Annotated in this window: 15 protein-coding genes and 1 pseudogene; 7 read left to right on the plus strand and 9 right to left on the minus strand. The window is 74.6% G+C overall.

The annotated features are described in order from the left end of the window. Nucleotides 1–107: 107 nt before the first annotated feature. Complete coding sequence (locus Ae505Ps2_RS32050) at nucleotides 108–806, minus strand: PadR family transcriptional regulator (protein ID WP_170917048.1); 699 nt, start codon at nucleotides 804–806, stop codon at nucleotides 108–110. A gap of 291 nt (nucleotides 807–1,097) precedes the next feature. Between Ae505Ps2_RS32050 and Ae505Ps2_RS32055 the strand changes: the two genes are divergently transcribed. After that, nucleotides 1,098–1,451, plus strand: a complete 354-nt coding sequence (locus Ae505Ps2_RS32055; RefSeq protein WP_075333575.1) for a hypothetical protein — start codon at nucleotides 1,098–1,100, stop codon at nucleotides 1,449–1,451. Nucleotides 1,452–1,547: 96 nt separating this feature from the next. Here Ae505Ps2_RS32055 and Ae505Ps2_RS16055 read toward each other — a convergent pair whose 3' ends face one another. Then, nucleotides 1,548–2,045, minus strand: a complete 498-nt coding sequence (locus Ae505Ps2_RS16055) for a MarR family transcriptional regulator (RefSeq protein WP_075553746.1) — start codon at nucleotides 2,043–2,045, stop codon at nucleotides 1,548–1,550. A gap of 120 nt (nucleotides 2,046–2,165) precedes the next feature. On the opposite strand from Ae505Ps2_RS16055, the gene Ae505Ps2_RS16060 reads away from it, so the two are divergent. Then, nucleotides 2,166–2,609 (plus strand): CBS domain-containing protein, encoded by a 444-nt coding sequence (locus tag Ae505Ps2_RS16060; protein ID WP_020624641.1) that lies wholly within the window; start codon nucleotides 2,166–2,168, stop codon nucleotides 2,607–2,609. Nucleotides 2,610–2,729: 120 nt separating this feature from the next. Next, nucleotides 2,730–3,125 carry a YkvA family protein gene (locus Ae505Ps2_RS16065; protein WP_020624642.1) on the plus strand — a complete coding sequence of 132 codons (396 nt, stop codon included), beginning with the start codon at nucleotides 2,730–2,732 and terminating at the stop codon, nucleotides 3,123–3,125. Here Ae505Ps2_RS16065 and Ae505Ps2_RS16070 read toward each other — a convergent pair. From Ae505Ps2_RS16070 to Ae505Ps2_RS16085, 3 genes are all read right to left on the minus strand, one after another. Then, entirely contained in the window at nucleotides 3,101–3,568 is a 468-nt protein-coding gene (locus tag Ae505Ps2_RS16070) for a hypothetical protein (RefSeq protein ID WP_043279148.1), read from the minus strand. The genes Ae505Ps2_RS16065 and Ae505Ps2_RS16070 overlap by 25 nt on opposite strands. A gap of 774 nt (nucleotides 3,569–4,342) precedes the next feature. After that, on the minus strand, nucleotides 4,343–5,170 hold the full coding sequence (locus tag Ae505Ps2_RS16080; protein ID WP_198932200.1) for a glycerophosphodiester phosphodiesterase family protein: 828 nt from the start codon (nucleotides 5,168–5,170) through the stop codon (nucleotides 4,343–4,345). Between the two features lie 111 nt (nucleotides 5,171–5,281). Then, nucleotides 5,282–6,100, minus strand: coding sequence for an SGNH/GDSL hydrolase family protein (locus tag Ae505Ps2_RS16085; RefSeq protein ID WP_158071505.1), 819 nt, complete (start codon nucleotides 6,098–6,100; stop codon nucleotides 5,282–5,284). Nucleotides 6,101–6,592: 492 nt separating this feature from the next. On the opposite strand from Ae505Ps2_RS16085, the gene Ae505Ps2_RS33465 reads away from it, so the two are divergent. Then, on the plus strand, nucleotides 6,593–7,591 hold the full coding sequence (locus tag Ae505Ps2_RS33465) for a M23 family metallopeptidase (protein WP_233147588.1): 999 nt from the start codon (nucleotides 6,593–6,595) through the stop codon (nucleotides 7,589–7,591). 1 nt (nucleotide 7,592) lies between these two features. Here Ae505Ps2_RS33465 and sthA read toward each other — a convergent pair whose 3' ends face one another. Continuing rightward, nucleotides 7,593–9,023, minus strand: coding sequence for a Si-specific NAD(P)(+) transhydrogenase (sthA, locus tag Ae505Ps2_RS16095; protein WP_139318761.1), 1,431 nt, complete (start codon nucleotides 9,021–9,023; stop codon nucleotides 7,593–7,595). Nucleotides 9,024–9,080: 57 nt separating this feature from the next. After that, a pseudogene (locus Ae505Ps2_RS16100) lies at nucleotides 9,081–10,573 on the minus strand (FGGY-family carbohydrate kinase). A gap of 195 nt (nucleotides 10,574–10,768) precedes the next feature. Between Ae505Ps2_RS16100 and Ae505Ps2_RS16105 the strand changes: the two are divergent. Beyond that, nucleotides 10,769–11,902, plus strand: coding sequence for a DUF4192 domain-containing protein (locus Ae505Ps2_RS16105; protein WP_075307117.1), 1,134 nt, complete (start codon nucleotides 10,769–10,771; stop codon nucleotides 11,900–11,902). A gap of 104 nt (nucleotides 11,903–12,006) precedes the next feature. On the opposite strand, the gene galE is transcribed toward Ae505Ps2_RS16105, so the two are convergent. Further along, nucleotides 12,007–12,975: a UDP-glucose 4-epimerase GalE gene (gene galE, locus Ae505Ps2_RS16110; RefSeq protein WP_020623755.1), complete on the minus strand. Its 969-nt coding sequence runs from the start codon at nucleotides 12,973–12,975 to the stop codon at nucleotides 12,007–12,009. A 15-nt stretch (nucleotides 12,976–12,990) separates the two neighbouring features. After that, the gene (locus tag Ae505Ps2_RS16115) at nucleotides 12,991–13,707 is read right to left on the minus strand and encodes a metal-dependent transcriptional regulator (RefSeq protein WP_075333573.1); all 717 of its coding nucleotides are present in this window, start codon (nucleotides 13,705–13,707) and stop codon (nucleotides 12,991–12,993) included. Nucleotides 13,708–13,800: 93 nt separating this feature from the next. Here Ae505Ps2_RS16115 and Ae505Ps2_RS16120 point away from each other — a divergent pair, with 93 nt between their 5' ends. Then, entirely contained in the window at nucleotides 13,801–14,718 is a 918-nt protein-coding gene (locus tag Ae505Ps2_RS16120) for a sulfurtransferase (protein WP_083695801.1), read from the plus strand. A gap of 34 nt (nucleotides 14,719–14,752) precedes the next feature. After that, nucleotides 14,753–15,925, plus strand: coding sequence for an acetoin utilization protein AcuC (locus Ae505Ps2_RS16125; protein ID WP_075553747.1), 1,173 nt, complete (start codon nucleotides 14,753–14,755; stop codon nucleotides 15,923–15,925). Nucleotides 15,926–15,929: the final 4 nt, after the last annotated feature.

Consider the following 15,929-nt stretch of genomic DNA (forward strand, 5'->3'; position numbering starts at 1 on the left):
TTCGGCGAGCCTCACACCGTGTGGTCTGCTCGTTCGGCGAGCCTCACACCGTGTGGTCTGCTCGTTCGGCGAGCCTCACTCGGTGTGGTCTGCTCGTTCGGCAAGCCTCACTCGGCGAGCAGCCGGTACAGCGCCTTGCGCGCCTCGGTCAGCGCCTCGGTCGCGGACGCCACCTGTGCCTCGGAGCCGGCCTCGGCGACCTGCCGCGCGGCGGCGGCGAGCCGGCCGAGCTCGGTGACCAGACCGCTCGCCGGGTCGGACTCGGCCTCCTCGGCGTCCTCGGCGAACGGCGCCCACACCGCGTCGAGCTCCGCGCGGTGCTCCTCGACGTGCCGGGTGCCCTCCTCGGTCAGGTGCACGACCCTGCGGCCCTCGGTCTGCTCGGAACGCACCAGACCCTCGTCCTCCAGCTGGGACAGCATCGGGTAGACCGAGCCGGGGCTCGGCTTCCACTGCCCGCCGGAGCGACCGGTGATCTCCTGGATGATCTCGTAACCGTGCCGCGGGCCGTCGGCGACGACCGCGAGCACCGCGGTGCGCACGTCGCCGCGGGCACGCTTGCCGCGGCGGCCGCGATGCCCACCCGGGCCGAACCCGGGGCCGAAGGCGCCGGGCCCGAACCCGCCCGGGCCGAAGGGACCGCCGGGGCCGAACGGCCCACCGGGGCCGAACCCGCGGCCGGGGCCGAAGCCCCGCCCGTCAGGGCCACGTCCTCGGCCGCGGGTGCGGCCCCGGCGGTGGCCGGGTCCGCCCTCGTGGCGGGTGTCGTCACGGTCGTCGCCGTGGAAGTCGGGGGTGTCGTGCATGGCTGCCTCCTCCGGGCCGCAGGGGAACCCGGCGCCGCGGTGGCCCCGGGGGTGTCGGTGGGTGCGGGGCCCGAACGGGCTCCGGAACATGTCGCGCGTGGTCATGACGCGTCGTCCTCTCGTCGTGAGCCTCCCTCTTCGATCGGCTCGTGTGCCATCACGATATATCGCGACTGCTCGCCGATGCAACATGGATTGCCCACGAATCTCCTGAGGGTGCGCGCGGCGGCCCGTGGCGGGTTCACTGTCCCGGCGGGCCGGTGGGCGGCCCGCCGGACGTGAGGGGGAGTCGTGGGGCGTCACGACGCAGGGGCCGGTCCGGCCAGCGAGGCACCGGAGGACGGCGAGGCACCGGAGGACACTGCCGAGGAGATCGACCTCAGCGGGGTCTCCGCCGAGCAGCTGCGGGACCGGCTCTCCGCACGGTCCGACGGCCGCGACGACCAGGTCGTCGAGGCCGCGCGCGAGCTGCGGGCGAGCCTGGACCGCCTCGGTGAGGGGCTGGCGGCACGGCGTGCGGCGCTCGTCGGACGGGCGGGGGAGATCGCCAGGGCTGCCGTCCCCTATGTCGGCGGTCTCGTCGCGACCGGAGTGGGGGCGGTGCTGGTGGTGCGTCGGGTCCGCCGTCCGCGCCGCAGTCGGTAGGTCGCAGTCGGGTAGTGCGGCGCGGTCCGACCCGGGCCGCTGCGGGGCGGCGGCCGAGCTCGGCGCACACCCGCAACGGGGCGAAGTCCGTCAGGTTCAGCCCTGGCCGGCGGTCCGGTGCGCCGAGGTCGGGGGCGTCGTCGGGCCCGCCGCGTCGGCCAGCGCGCTCAGCAGCTCCGCCGCACCCGCCCGTCGCTCGGGCGGCACCCGGTCCAGCAGGTCGGCGACCGCGGCGCGCCGGTGGGCGTCGATCTCGCAGATCAGCTCCCGTCCGGCCGGGGTGAGCTCGATGAGCAGGTGTCGTCGGTCCTCAGGGTCGGGTCGACGGTCGACCAGACCGGCCCGGCCGAGACGGACGAGGACGCGGGTGGCGTTCGACGGGTGGACGTCGAGCTCGCGCCCGACCGCGGCGACGTTGGTCTGCCCCGCCTCGGCGACCAGCATGAGGACCCGCAGCTGGGGCACGGTCACGGCATCCCCGGCCGCCGCCACCGCGCGCACGCTGATGCCGGTGAACGCGCGCGCGAGCGCCAGGCCCGCCTCCACCGCCGCGCCGTCCGGGTGATCCCGATCTCGGTCGTCCGTGTCGATCATCCCCGTCCACCTCCCTCACCAGCGATCTTTACCTCGCACTGACCGTTGCGTCGATCAATCTTTGCCATTGCACAACTACTGCGCAAGCGCAACAATAGGGGCCGTCGAAGGGAGAGTTCCATGAAGGTGTCGGACATCCTGCGGATCAAGGGCGACACGGTGCAGACCGTGTTGTCGTGGAACACCATCGCCGAGGCCGCGACCCGGCTCGCCGGACCGCCGGCGATCGGCGCGCTCGTGGTCTCCGACGACGGCCGTCGCGAACGCGTCGACGGCATCGTCTCCGAACGCGACATCGTGCGCCGACTCGCCACCGACGGTGCCGGCCTGCTCGACCTCACCGTCGGCGACATCATGAGCCGGCACGTCGTGACCTGCTCGCCGGAGGACTCGCTCGCCGACGCCATGGGTCTGATGAACCGCTGGCGGCACCGCCACCTGCCCGTCGTCGACGGCGGACGGCTCGTCGGGATGATCAGCATCGGTGACGTCGTCAAGCAGCGGCTGGCCGAGATGAGCACCGAGGCCGGGGTGCTGCGCGACATCTACCTGGCCTCGCACTGACCCGCACTGGCTCGTACTGACCCGCACTGACCCTGGACCGCACGACCGCCCCGGTCGTCCCCGGTGTGACCTGACCGTTTCGCCGGGAACGACCGGGGCGAGCCGTGCGTTGGACCGGACATGACTGCAGCGAGTGCCACCGCAGGTCGCCGCGCCGGCCGCACGGCCGCGTTCGCGACGCTCTTCCGTGCCCTCACCCGTCGTGGCCGCCCCGGCGAGCCCGGACCCGTCGAACGGTTCCGGGCGCTGCCCGCCATGGTCGGCGACGCCTGGCGCGGCACCTACCCGCACCTGGGCAGGGGCCGGGTCGCCCTGTTCCTGGCCGCGCTGGCCTACCTGGTGTCGCCGGTCGACCTGGTGCCCGAGGCGTTCCTGACCGTGTTCGGCCTCGGCGACGACGCGATCGTCGCGATGTGGCTGGGTGGGGCGCTGCTGGTCGAGGCCGACCGCTACCTCGGGTGGCGGCGGACCGCACCGGCGGTCGTCGACGGTCAGGTGCAGGTCGACCGGACGTAGTCCCGGATCCGCTGTGCGGCGGCCTGGTACTCCGGGTCCGTCCGTTCCTGGGCGATCCCCGGGTCGCGGGCGACGGCGAGGGTGTCCCCGCCGTTGGCCTCCAGCAGCGCCAGCTGACGCTCGACGAGCTGGTCCACCCGTTCGAAGTCCGCGCGGATCTCCTGCGGTGCCAGGGAGGTGACCTGCTGGTTCGCCCGCCGCACGTTCGCGGTGACCTCGCCGACGTCGGAGATCGAGCGGCCGATGCCCACCCCGCTGAACGGCTGGGTCGCGGTGCGGCTGGCCTCGACGGCGTCGCAGAACGGGCTGGAGGGACGGTTCTGGGTGGTGGTGACCGGGCGGGACGAGCTCGGCTGGGTCGCCAGCGAGCTGCCGCAGCCCGCCACCAGGAGCAGGGCCAGTACCGCCGGGACGAGCAGTCCTGGCCGCCGTACAGCCGTCATCCCCGATCCTCCGCTCACCGGCCGGGACGGTGCCCGATCCGTGAGTGAAGTCTAGGTCGCGGGGTGTGAGGTGGATGTCGGCGGTGGGTGGGGCTCGTTCCGTTGTCCCGCCCTGGTCAGCCGCCACCGGCGCATCGACACCGACGAGAGGGTTCTGCCCAGCTGGGCAGCGGCGTCCGTCGGCGGGAGACCCAGGACGACCTGGTCCTCCGCTTCGGTCCACCGACGAGGTGAGCTCCGTGCTCGCATTCCCTCGGGACGGCGCCACCGCGCGACGGTCTCCGCTGCGACGAGCTTGCGGGGCAGGGCAAGACTTCCCGGGGGATACAGGAACTCCGCGAGCGCGCCCCTCAGGTAAACCCCGGGGATGCACGGGAGCTGCCGGAGGCGTGACCGACCCGGACTTGTGCCCTGCCGGGAGGCCGAGCGCCTGCAGCTCCTTCCGGAAGCTCCACGCATGGGTCTTCCAGGTGGCGCTCTCGTGGCGTTCGGCGAAGTTGGTCCGCCGGACGCGGGTCCTCACGGTGCTGCGCAGACCGGGGGCGAACAGTCCGACGAAGGCGTCGAGCACGGCGATGTCGCGGACGCCCAGCTCGATCGTCGCCGCTCCACGGTTCCGGTCGGCGGCGCTGAGGTGACCATCGGTCTGGAAGAGGCCGAGGAAGTACGCATGATCCTCAACGGTGGGGTCCAGGTGCGCCATGCCGTCACTGTCGCGCGTTGCCCCGACAGTGAGCGCGGCTCCGCCACGTGTCTCCGACGGTGCGGACCGGGTCAGCCGGCGAGGACCTTCCGCAGCACCCGGGGCCGGTCGGTGATGATCCGGTCCACCCCGGTGGTCGCGACCCGCCGCATGTCGTCGGTGTCGTTGACCGTGTAGACCCCGGTCTGCATCCCGCGGGCCCGGGCCTCGGCGACCAGGGCGGCGTCGACGACCCGGAACGACGGGTTGATCTGGGTGACCCCGTGCGCGGCGGCGTCGTCGAGCCGTGCCGTGGTCGGGCGCCCGCCGAACAGCCATCCGGCCGGGATGTCCGGGGCGGCCTCGGCGAAGCGGCGCATCGCGTCGTGGTCGAAGGACTGCACGACGACGCCGGAGCGGAGGCCGTCGACCTCGTAGGCGACCTCCTTCTCCACGCCCGGGTACCGCGCCGGGTCCTTCAGCTCGACCAGCAGGTCCGCGCGGCCGCGGAGCCGTTCGGCGAACTCGGCGAGGGTCGGGACGCGCTCCCCGGCGAAGGCGGGGGAGAACCACGACCCCGCGTCGAGACGGCGCAGCTCGGCGAGGGTGAACGTGCCGACGGGTGCCAGGGCGCGGGTGGGGAAGACCCGTTCGACGTCGGTGGTGCGGGCGAGCGTGGCGTCGTGGACGAGCACGAGGTGGCCGTCGGCGGTGCGCTGGACGTCAACCTCGACGGCGTCGGCCCGCTGGGCCAGCGCCTCGTCGGCGGCGGCGACGGTGTTCTCCGGGGCGTCGGCGGAGGCGCCGCGGTGCGCGACGACCTCCGGGCCGGTCCGGGGACGGTCGGTGTCGGCGAGGGCGACCGTGGCCGTCGCGAGGAGGGCGGCGGGGACGAGAAGGGTACCGAGCAGGCGTCGCACGAGGTGAGTCCTCAGGATCGGGGGCGGTACCTGGGAACCATCGTGGCGCGGCCGGTCCGGTCGGTGTCGCGCGAGTGTCCTCCGGTGGACGACCCGGCGAGGACCTGGTGGTCAGGGTCGGGTGACGGCCGCCTCGAACGCGGGCAGGTAACCGTCGCGGTAACCCTGGGGGGTCGGGTGGTAAATCGCCGGGGCCGACGCCGGCGGGGGAGTGATCCACGGGTCTGCGGAGCAGACCCCGTGTCCGGCGAACGCGGCGCGGACGTCGACGAACTGGCCCCGGAAGCGTCCGGCTGCGTCGGCGAGGGCGGCGTCGAGGGTGTCGGCGGCCCGGTTCAGCGCCTCCCGGCGGACGGCGTTCGGGACGCCGGGGACGTCGCAGTCGGGGCCCGGCTCGAACAGTCGCGGGTAGCCCAGGACCAGGATCTTCGCCCCGGGGGCCTGCAGCCGGACACCGACGATCGTCGAGATCAGCCCGCCGGGAGCGATCCAGCGGGCGGCGCGCTCCCCGCCCCGGATGGCGCGCAGACAGGTCTCGTCGTCGCGGGCGGTGCTGCAGACGGCCAGGACCGGCCCGAACCCGGTGTCGTTGCCGCCGACGGTGATCGTCACCAGGGTGGTGTCGGCGGAGACGGTGCGCACCTGCCGGGCGATCACCTCGCCGCTGGTGGCGCCGCTGCACGCGACGCTGACGAACGACGCCGGGTCGTGGCGGGCCGCCCACAGCGCGGGGTAGGACGCTGCGCTGCGCCGGCAGTCGCCGGTGGCCGGGTCCGGCCGGGCCCCGACGCCCGCGGCGTAGGAGTCGCCGAGCGCGACGTACCGGACGGGGGCCGCGATCGCGACGGCCGGTGCCGGGTCGGCGAGTGCCGCCGGTGCCAGGACGACCAGCAACGCGCACGTCAGCAGGGGGACCAGGAGGCGGCGCACCCGTTCAGACAACCCCGGCGGCACCCCTGCGGCAATCCGGGCACCGGGTGAGGGGGTGCACGCGCCGTCGACGACGAGGTGCGCCGAACGGGTCCCGGCCGGGCCGCGTCCGCGGACGACATGCCGCGGAGCCGCCGCGCACGCGTCATCACTGTGGGTGAGTGCGTCGAAGGCGATCTGCCCGGCCACGACCACTCGACCCCGGCGCACTACAGGCGGAAAGTCCAGCTCAGGGCATTGTCCGAGGTGGATCGACCGGATCGGCGGCACGGTGAACGGCAGGTGGCCGGGGCGAGTGGCCGGCCTCGTCCGCTCACCGCCCGCAACGTCCCGTCGGTCTCGTGATCACCCGTTCGGGTTTGTCCGTCCGGTGCGTCCGGCTAGCGTCGGAATCAGATCACGGAACGGTCACGAACCGGACGCGGCTTCTCCCCAGGGGGCCGCCCGCTCCCCACGGGTTGTCCGCCGTTCCGCGATCCGGAAGGAATCGTCGTGGCACGGCATCGCTCCCCCCGGAGCCGTCGGACGAGCCTCGCGATCCCGGCCCCGCAGCTCGCGGTGGCCGGGATCGGGGCCCCGGTCGGCTCGTTCCCCGCAGGTCCCTACGTCCGGCGTGCCCGTGACATCCGGACCGAGGACGGTTCGCGCTGGTCGGCGTCCACCCGGATCGCCGCCGCCGTCGTCGCGGTGGGCGGCATCGCGGCCACCGCCCATGCGACCGTCGGCTCCGGCGACCTGTCCGCGGCCGTGACGTCCTGGTTCGACACGGCGGGATCGTCGGCTGCGGGATCGTCCTCGGTGTCGAACCAGAACGCCGCCCTTCCCTCCGCCGTGCCCGCACCCCGGTCCGCCGCGGACACCGCGACCTCCCCGATCGCGGACCCGGCCACCATCGCCTCGCTCGCCGCCCCGGCCGCCGCCCCCTCCGTGGCCGCGCGCACCGTCGCCGCCGCGGACACCGGCCGCGCCAGGGCCGCCTCCGCGGTCCAGGCCGCCACCGCCTCGGTCGACCAGGTCCGCAAGGCCGCCGAGGAGCGCGCCCGGGCAGTGGAGGCCGCCCGCGCCGCGGGCGCCACCGGCGCACTGCAGTCCGCGTCCGCGGGCGGTGCGGTGTCGATCGTGACCGGCCGGGTCACCTCGGGCTTCGGATCCCGCTGGGGCACCCAGCACATGGGGCTCGACATCGCCGCGCCGATCGGTACCCCGATCCACGTGCCTCTCGCCGGCACCGTCATCAGCTCCGGCCCGGCCAGCGGGTTCGGGATGTGGGTCCGGGTCCGGCACGCCGACGGCACGGTCACCGTCTACGGCCACATCAACCGCTCGCTGGTCTCGGTCGGGCAGAAGGTGGCGGCGGGCCAGCAGATCGCCGAGGTCGGCAACCGCGGCCAGTCCACCGGCCCGCACCTGCACATCGAGGTCGTGGACCCGAGCGGAACCAAGATCAACCCGAAGCCGTGGCTCGACGCGAACGGCTTCCGCTACACCTGAGTCAGGAGCTCTGGACCGCCTCCAGCGCCCGGATCTTGTTCGTCGCGTCCAGCGCGGCGACCTTGTAGGCCTCCGACAGCGTCGGGTAGTTCAGGACGGTGTCGACGAGGTAGTCCACCGTCCCGCCGCAGCCCATGATGGCCTGCCCGATGTGCACGAGGTCGGTGGCGTTGGTGCCGAACACGTGCACCCCGAGCAGCCGGTGGTCCTCGGGCGACACCAGCAGCTTGAGCATGCCGTAGGAGTCGCCGACGATCGCGCCGCGGGCCAGCTCGCGGTAGCGGGACAGCCCGGTCTCGTACGGGATCGCCGCCGCGGTCAGCTCGGCCTCGGTCCGCCCGCAGAACGAGATCTCCGGGATCGTGTAGATGCCGATCGGCTGCAGCTCGTGCAGCTCGCGGACCGGCTCGTCGAACAGGTGGTAGGCCGCCAGGCGGCCCTGGTCCATGCTCGTCGACGCCAGCGCCGGGAACCCGATCACGTCGCCGACCGCCGCGATGTGCTCGACCGAGGTCCGGTACTGCTTGTCGACCTCGATGCGACCCCGGTCGTCGGCCTGGATGCCCGCGGCGTCCAGGCCCAGCTCCTCGGTCATGCCCTGGCGGCCCGCCGAGTACATGACCATGTCGGCCGGGATCTTCTTGCCGCTGGCCAGGCTGGTCACCGTGCCGCGGCCGTTCACCTCGACCGAGGACACCTCCTCGCCGAACCGGAAGGTGACCGCCGAGTCCCGCAGGTGGAACTTCAGCGACTCCACGACCTCCGGGTCGCAGAAGCCGAGCATCGAGTCCCGCTTCTCCACCACGGTCACCCGGGTGCCGAGCGCGGCGAACATCGAGGCGTACTCGATGCCGATGACCCCCGCCCCGACGACGACCATCGAGCCCGGCACCCGGCCGAGCTGCAGCACCTGGTCGGAGTCGACGACCCGCTCGCCGTCGAACGCGACGGTGTCCGGCCGGGCCGGGCGGGTCCCGGTCGCGACCACGAAGTGCGAGGCGGTGACCTGGTTGTGGTCACCCCGCCCCGACCCCTCGACGACGACGGTGTGCGGGTCGGTGAAGCGCGCCGTCCCGGTCAGGATGTCGACGTGGTTGCGCAGCAGCTGGTTGCGGACGATCTCGGTCTCCCGGCCGATCACGTGCCGGGTGCGGGCCAGCAGGTCGTCGATGGTGATCTCGGACTTGACCCGGTAGCTGGCGCCGTACATCTCGCGCTGGCTGAACCCGGACAGGTACAGCACCGCCTCGCGCAGCGTCTTCGACGGGATGGTGCCGGTGTTGACGCAGACGCCACCCATCATGTGGCCGCGGTCGGCGATCGCCACCCGCTTCCCCAGCTTCGCCGCGGCGATCGCGGCCTTCTGCCCGCCGGGACCGGAGCCGATCACCAGCAGGTCGTAGTCGTGGGCGGGTGACTCGTCGGCACTCACCCGCACAGCGTGGTGGTCGGGGTTCCGCGCGGCAACCGTGCGGGTGTGAACAGCGTGTCACGGCCGGTAGGAGCGTCTCCGCTCGTCGGCGAGGAAGTGCGCGGTCTCCCGGGTGGCGGTGTAGAGCGAGCGGTAGTGCGGGTGGAAGCGGTCGTACACCTCGCGGGCCGCCGGGTCCGGCTCGATCGTGCGGGCGACGGGGTTCCAGTCGCGCAGCCGGGGTTCGGCCCCGGTCGCCACGGCGGCCAGCCAGGCGTCGCCGAGAGCGGCGCCCACGGTCTGCTCCGGTACGTCCTGCGGGACCCCGGTCACGTCGGTGACGATCCGGGTCCACAGGCCGCCCTGCACCCCGCCGCCGACGGCGACCAGGCGCTTCGTGCCGCCGCCCGCGGACCGCATGACCTCCAGGTTGTGCCGCACGCCGTGCGCGATGCCCTCCAGCGCGGCCCGGTACACCTCGCCGCGGGTGTGCCCGGTGGTCAGCCCGGCGACCACCCCGCGGGCGTCCGGGTCGAACAGCGGTGTCCGCTCCCCGGCGAAGTAGGGGAGCAGCAGCAGCCCGCCGCTGCCCGGCGGTGCCTCGGCGGCCTCGGCGACCAGTCCGGCGAACCCCTCCCCGGTGAGATCGCGCAGCCAGTTCGTGATCGCCCAGGAGGTCGCCATCCCGGCGGCCAGGGTGAACGACCCCGGTTCGACGCCGCGGGTCGTCCACATCGCCGGGTGCGGGTGCGGACGGTCGATGACCTCGATGAGGAACATCGTCGTCCCGTACATGACCATCACCTCCCCGGCGCCGGTGACGCCGGCGCTGGTGGCCTCGGCCCACGCGTCGACGGTGCCGGCGGTGACCGGCAGCCCCTCCGGCAGACCGGTCGCGGCGGCCGCCGCCGCGGTCACCCGCCCGGCGACCTCGGTCGGCCACAGCAGCCGGGGCAGCGTGATGCCCGGGGCGGTGCGCTCGGCCCAGTCGGGCGCCCAGTCCGCGGCGGTCAGGTCGTACATCGGGTCGCACTGGCTGGCCGAGTGGTGGTCGAGCACGTACTCGCCGGTGAGCCGGTGCACCAGGTACGACGAGCACATCAGGAACATCTCGGTGCGCGCGAACACCTCCGGTTCGTGCCGGGCCAGCCACCGCCACTTCGGCCCCACCGCCTGCGACGAGAGCGGTGTCCCGGCCCGGGCCAGGATCGCGTCGACGCCCAGCTCCGCGTTCAGCTCGTCGATCTCGGCGCCGGCGCGGGTGTCGACGCCGTAGAGGATGGCCGGGCGCAGCGGGCGGCCGTCGCCGTCGGCGGGGAGCAGGGTCGGCCCGATCCCCGACACCCCCAGCCCGGCGAGCTCGGTGCCGTCGTCGAGGGCGGGAGCAGCTCCCGCACGATCGCGACGAAGTCGCCCCACCAGACGGCTTCGGCGTCGTGCTCGACGTGGCCGGGCACCGGTTGCGCGGTGTCGTGTGCCCGGTCGGTCCGGGCCAGCACCCGGCCGCCGGCGTCGACGAGGACGCCCTTCGAACCCGACGTGCCGATGTCGACGCCCAGATACACGCGCATGGGACGTTCCTACCTCCCCCGGCCCGTGGTGCACACCGTGCGGGTGCAGAACGTTCGTGCAGGTCGACCTGCCGACCGCCGCGCCGCCCCGAACCATCCACGACACCCCCTCAGGAAGGGGTGTGACGCCCGGCTGTCCACAGCCGGGCGGGTGACGGTGTTCCGCACGCCCTGGCCCGGGCCGACCGTGGTGCCATGACCGCCTGCCCCCAGCCCGAACCCGCCCCGTCGCCGCCCGGGACGGCGGACCCGCCCGACCCCGGTCCACCGGAGCCGTTCGGCCCGCCGCCCCGGCTGGAGAGCCCCGCCGAGCTGATCGCCGCGATCCCGGTGCTGCTCGGGTTCCACCCCCGGGACTCGCTGGTCCTCGTCTCGCTCACCGGCTCGCGTCACGGGGGCGGGGTCGGGCTCACCGTGCGGGTCGACCTCCCGCGCTCGTCGGCCTCGACACGCCGGGTGTGCCAGGAGGCGGTCGGGGTGCTCGTCGGTGAACGGCCGGCCCGGGCACTGGCACTGGTCGTGCGCGACCCGGGCCCGGGCGGGCCGAGCCCGCGCCGGAGCCGCCGGGACATGGGGTCCGCCGCGCGGCGGGCGCTGCTCGACGCCGGGATCGAGCCCGTCGCGGTGCTCTGGGCGACGGGCACCGGGGCGGGGGACCGCTGGGGCTGTTTCGACCAGCCCTGCACCTGCGGCGGCATCCTGCCCGACCCGGCGTCGACCGCCCTGGGGGTCACGGCCGCGGTCCGCGACGGCCGGGCCGTCCTGCCCGACCGCGCTGCGGTGCTCGCCCCGCTCGACGGCGACGCCGGCGCCCGCCGCCGCCGGGCCCGGCTGCGCGACACCGGCGCCGCGCCCGCCAGGGTCTCCGCCGCGGTCGGCACCGCGCTGCTCGACGCCTGCCTGGACGAGGCCGCCGCGAGCCGGCTCGTCGTCGACGACCGGCTGGCGCTGGCCCTGTGCGGCGCCCTCGACGTCGGTGACGTGCGCGACGAGGCGCTGCGCCGCTGCCTGGGCGGCCGCGCGGCGGACGCCGAACAGCTGTGGGCAGTACTGGCCGCGGCCCTGCCGTCACCGCAGCGGGCGCACCCGCTGGCGCTGCTCGCGGTGTGCGCCCTGCTGCGCGGTGACGGCGCGCTCGCGACCGGGGCGGTGCAGCGGGCGCTGGCCGAGCGGCCCGACCACGTGCTCGCCGGGGTGGTGGCGAGCAGCCTGCACGGCACGCGTGACCCGCGCTCACCCGCCGCGCGGTGGGCGGGCCCGCGCGGACTGCGGCGGCTGCTCACCGCGATGCTCGACCCGGACGCGACCGACGACCCGGCCGCCCGGTGAGCCCGTCGGTCGAGGCGGCGGGCCGCTGCTCGGCCGGCCGGCACCCCGGTCGACCGACACCCCGCCGACCGGCACCCCGGCCGGGACACCGACGGCGGTCCGGGTCACCGGGACCGGGCGAACTCCCAGGCGTCGGCGACGATCTCGGCGATCGCGGTGCGCGACGGCTTCCAGCCCAGCTGCTGCGCGGCCTGCTCGCTCGAGGCCACCAGCACCGCCGGGTCCCCGGCCCGGCGCGGCGCGACGACGGCCGGGATCGGGTGCCCGGTCACCGTGCGGCAGGCCTGCACGACCTCGAGCACGGAGAACCCCTGACCGCTGCCGAGGTTGTAGATGTCGTGCCGGCCCGCGACGGCGTGGGTCAGCGCGAGCAGGTGGGCCTCGGCGAGGTCGTCGACGTGGATGTAGTCGCGCACGCAGGAGCCGTCGGGGGTGGGCCAGTCGTCGCCGTAGACCGAGATCGACTCCCGGGTGCCCGCGGCGACCTGCAGGACCAGTGGGATCAGATGCGTCTCGACCGCGTGCCGCTCCCCGAGCGGGGTGTCACCGGACAGGTGCGCCCCGGCCACGTTGAAGTACCGCAGGCTCGTCGCGGCCAGGCCGTGCGCCCGCGCATAGGAGGTGATCATGTGGTCGATCGCGAGCTTGCTCGCCCCGTAGGGGTTGGTCGGCCGGGTCGGCGCGGTCTCCGGGATCGGGACCTGCTCCGGCTCGCCGTAGGTGGCCGCGGTGGAGGAGAACACCAGCCGCGGCACCGCGTGCTCCCGAACGGCCTCCAGCAGCCGGAACGAGGCCACGACGTTGCCGTCCCAGTACTTCTCGGGCTGCTCGACGGACTCCCCGACCAGCGAGCGGGCGGCGTAGTGCAGCACGCCGTCGAACCCGCCGCGGCCCAGGACCTCCCCGGCGCGGGCGCCGAGCTCACCCTCGACGAACTCCGCCCCCGCGGGCACGGCGTCGCGGTGGCCGGTGGACAGGTCGTCGAGCACGACGACCTCGTGGCCGGCGTCGAGCAGGTGCGCGGCGCACACGCTGCCCACGTAACCCGCGCCGCCGGTGACGAGCAACTTCACGTGTCCGGATCCTCCTCAGATCGCGCGGACGAGCACGGCGTGCGCGACCGGCGGAGCGACGGTCGACTTCTCGTCGTCCGAGCTCACCGGCACCGGGTCGCCGAAGCGGGAGATCGGGCCCACCTCGACCGCGTTGCCGGGCACGATCCCCGCGAGCTTCAGCTCGCCCATGAGGTCGGAGTCCAGCTGCACGTGCTCGGCGATCCGCCGGATCTCCACGCGACCGCCGCCGCGGCGGGCCAGCTCGTCGAGCCGCTGCAGGCCGACCTCGAGGGTGGGCGGCACCGACGACGACGCCGAGGTGTCGTCACCGCGCTCCAGCTCCTCCAGACCCGGGATCGGGTTGCCGTAGGGCGAGACGGTCGGCTTGTCGAGCAGGTGCAGCAGCTTGCGCTCGACGTCCTCGCTCATCACGTGCTCCCAGCGGCACGCCTCGGCGTGGACGAGCTCCCACTCGAGCCCGATCACGTCGATCAGCAGCCGCTCGGCGAGCCGGTGCTTGCGCATGACGGCGACGGCGCGGCCGCGACCCTCGTCGGTCAGCTCGAGGTGGCGGTCCCCGGCCACGACGACGAGTCCGTCGCGTTCCATGCGGGCCACCGTCTGGCTGACGGTCGGCCCGCTCTGTCCGAGGCGTTCGGCGATCCGCGCGCGCAGCGGGACGACGCCTTCCTCCTCGAGTTCGTAGATGGTGCGGAGGTACATCTCCGTGGTGTCGATGAGGTCGTTCACATGGGGCCCCTTCGTTCGACGTCCAGTCTACCCAGCGCGGCTCCCGCGCATGGCGAGCCCGTCCGGGGCAGGATGGGGCGCGTGTCCGGATCCATGATCCCCCCTTCGGAACTCGCCGGCCTGCTGGGGCCCGCCCCGGCCGCCGACACCGCGCGACCGGTGGTGCTGGACGTCCGGTGGCGTCTGGTCGGCCCGCCCGGCCGCGCGGACCACGAGGCGCACCGGATCCCCGGAGCGGTGTTCGTCGACCTCGACACCGAGCTGTCCGCCGGCCCCGCGCGCCCGGGGCCCGGCGGGCGCCACCCGCTGCCCGACACCGGTGCGCTGCAGGAGGTCCTGCGCCGGGCCGGGGTCCGTGACGACACCGGCGACCAGCTCGTCGTCGCCTACGACGACCTCGACGGCTCGGTCGCCGCCCGCGCCTGGTGGCTGCTGCGCTGGGCCGGCGTCGCGCCCGGCCGGGTCCGGGTGCTCGACGGCGGGTTCGCCGGCTGGCAGGCCGCACGCCTGCCCGTCGCGGGGAGCGCCCCGGGTGCCGGGGCGCCGGAGCCGGAGCCCCTGCCGCCCGGCGACCTGGTGGTCCGGCCGGGCGGGATGCCCGTCGTCGACGCCGACGGGGCCGCCGCGCTGGCCCGCGACGGGGTGCTCCTCGACGCCCGCGCCGCCGCCCGCTTCCGCGGCGAGACCGAGCCGGTCGACCCGCGTGCCGGGCACGTCCCGGGTGCCCGCAACACCCCGGCCGCGGCGAACACCGGCCCGGACGGGCGCTGGCACCGCGCCGACGCGCTGGCCGAGCGCTTCCGCGCCGCCGGCGTCGCACCGGGCGTCGCGACCGGCGCCTACTGCGGGTCCGGTGTCAACGCCTGCGCCCTGGTGCTCGCGCTGGAGGAGTCCGGCCTCACCACGCCGGACACCCCGGCCGCGCTGTACCCCGGGTCGTGGTCGGAGTGGAGCGCCGACCCGGACCGCCCGGCCGAGATCGGGGACCGGCCGTGGGCCGCGCGGGAGTGACCGCGCCCGCCGGCCTGGCATACGGTTCCGGCCCATGAGCGCTCGCACGTCGGTGGTGTGGACTCCGGAGTTCCTGACCTACCAGCTGTCCGAGGACCACCCCCTCAACCCGGTGCGGCTGGAGCTGATGATGGAGCTCTCCCGCGGGCTGGGCGTGCTCGACGGCGTCGACCTGGTCGTCCCGGAGCCCGCGGGCGAGGTGGACCTGACCCGAGTGCACACCCCCGGCTTCCAGACGGCGGTCAAGTCAGCCCCCGAGTCGCCGTTCGGTGTCGGCCACGGGCTGGGCACCGCCGACAACCCGATCTTCTTCGGCATGCACGAGGCGTCCGCGCTGATCGCGGGCGGCTCGGTCGCCGCCGCCCGGGAGATCGCCGAGGGCCGCGCGGACCGCGCGGTGAACATGGCGGGCGGGCTGCACCACGCGATGCGCGACCGCGCCGCGGGCTTCTGCGTCTACAACGACTGCTCGGTCGCGATCGCCTGGCTGCTGGAGCAGGGCTACGAGCGGATCGCCTACGTCGACGTCGACGTCCACCACGGCGACGGCGTGCAGGACTGCTTCTACGACGACCCCCGGGTGCTGACGATCTCGATGCACCAGCATCCGCTCACCCTGTGGCCGGGCACCGGCTGGGCGGGGGAGACCGGCCGCGGTGCCGGCGAGGGGTACGCCGTCAACGTCTCGCTGCCCCCCGGCACCGGCGACGCGGGCTGGCTGCGGGCCTTCCACGGCGTCGTGCCGTCGCTGCTGGAGTCCTTCCGCCCGCAGGTGCTGGTCACCGAGTGCGGCGCGGACACCCACTCCGAGGACCCGCTGGCGAACCTGGAGCTGTCGGTCGACGGTCACCGGGCGATCTACCACGCGCTGCGCGAGATGGCCGAGACCACCGCGGGCGGCAAGTGGCTGGTCCTCGGCGGCGGCGGGTACGCGCTCTACCGGGTGGTCCCGCGCTCCTGGACGCACCTGATGGCGGTGGCGCTGGACCGCGACCTGGACCCGGACACCTCGATCCCCGCGGACTGGACGGCGCTCGCCGCGACCCGGACCCGGTCGCCGCTGCCGGTGTCGATGTCCGACGGCGCCGACCCGGCGTTCGAGCGGTGGGGCGGCTCGTTCGGCGAGCGCGTCGACTCCGCGATCCTGGAGACCCGTCGTGCGGTGTTCCCGCTGCACGGCTTCGACCCCGACGACCCGCGGGACTGAGACC

Origin of the sequence: Pseudonocardia sp. Ae505_Ps2 (assembly GCF_001932425.1) — a bacterium.
Lineage (GTDB): Bacteria > Actinomycetota > Actinomycetes > Mycobacteriales > Pseudonocardiaceae > Pseudonocardia.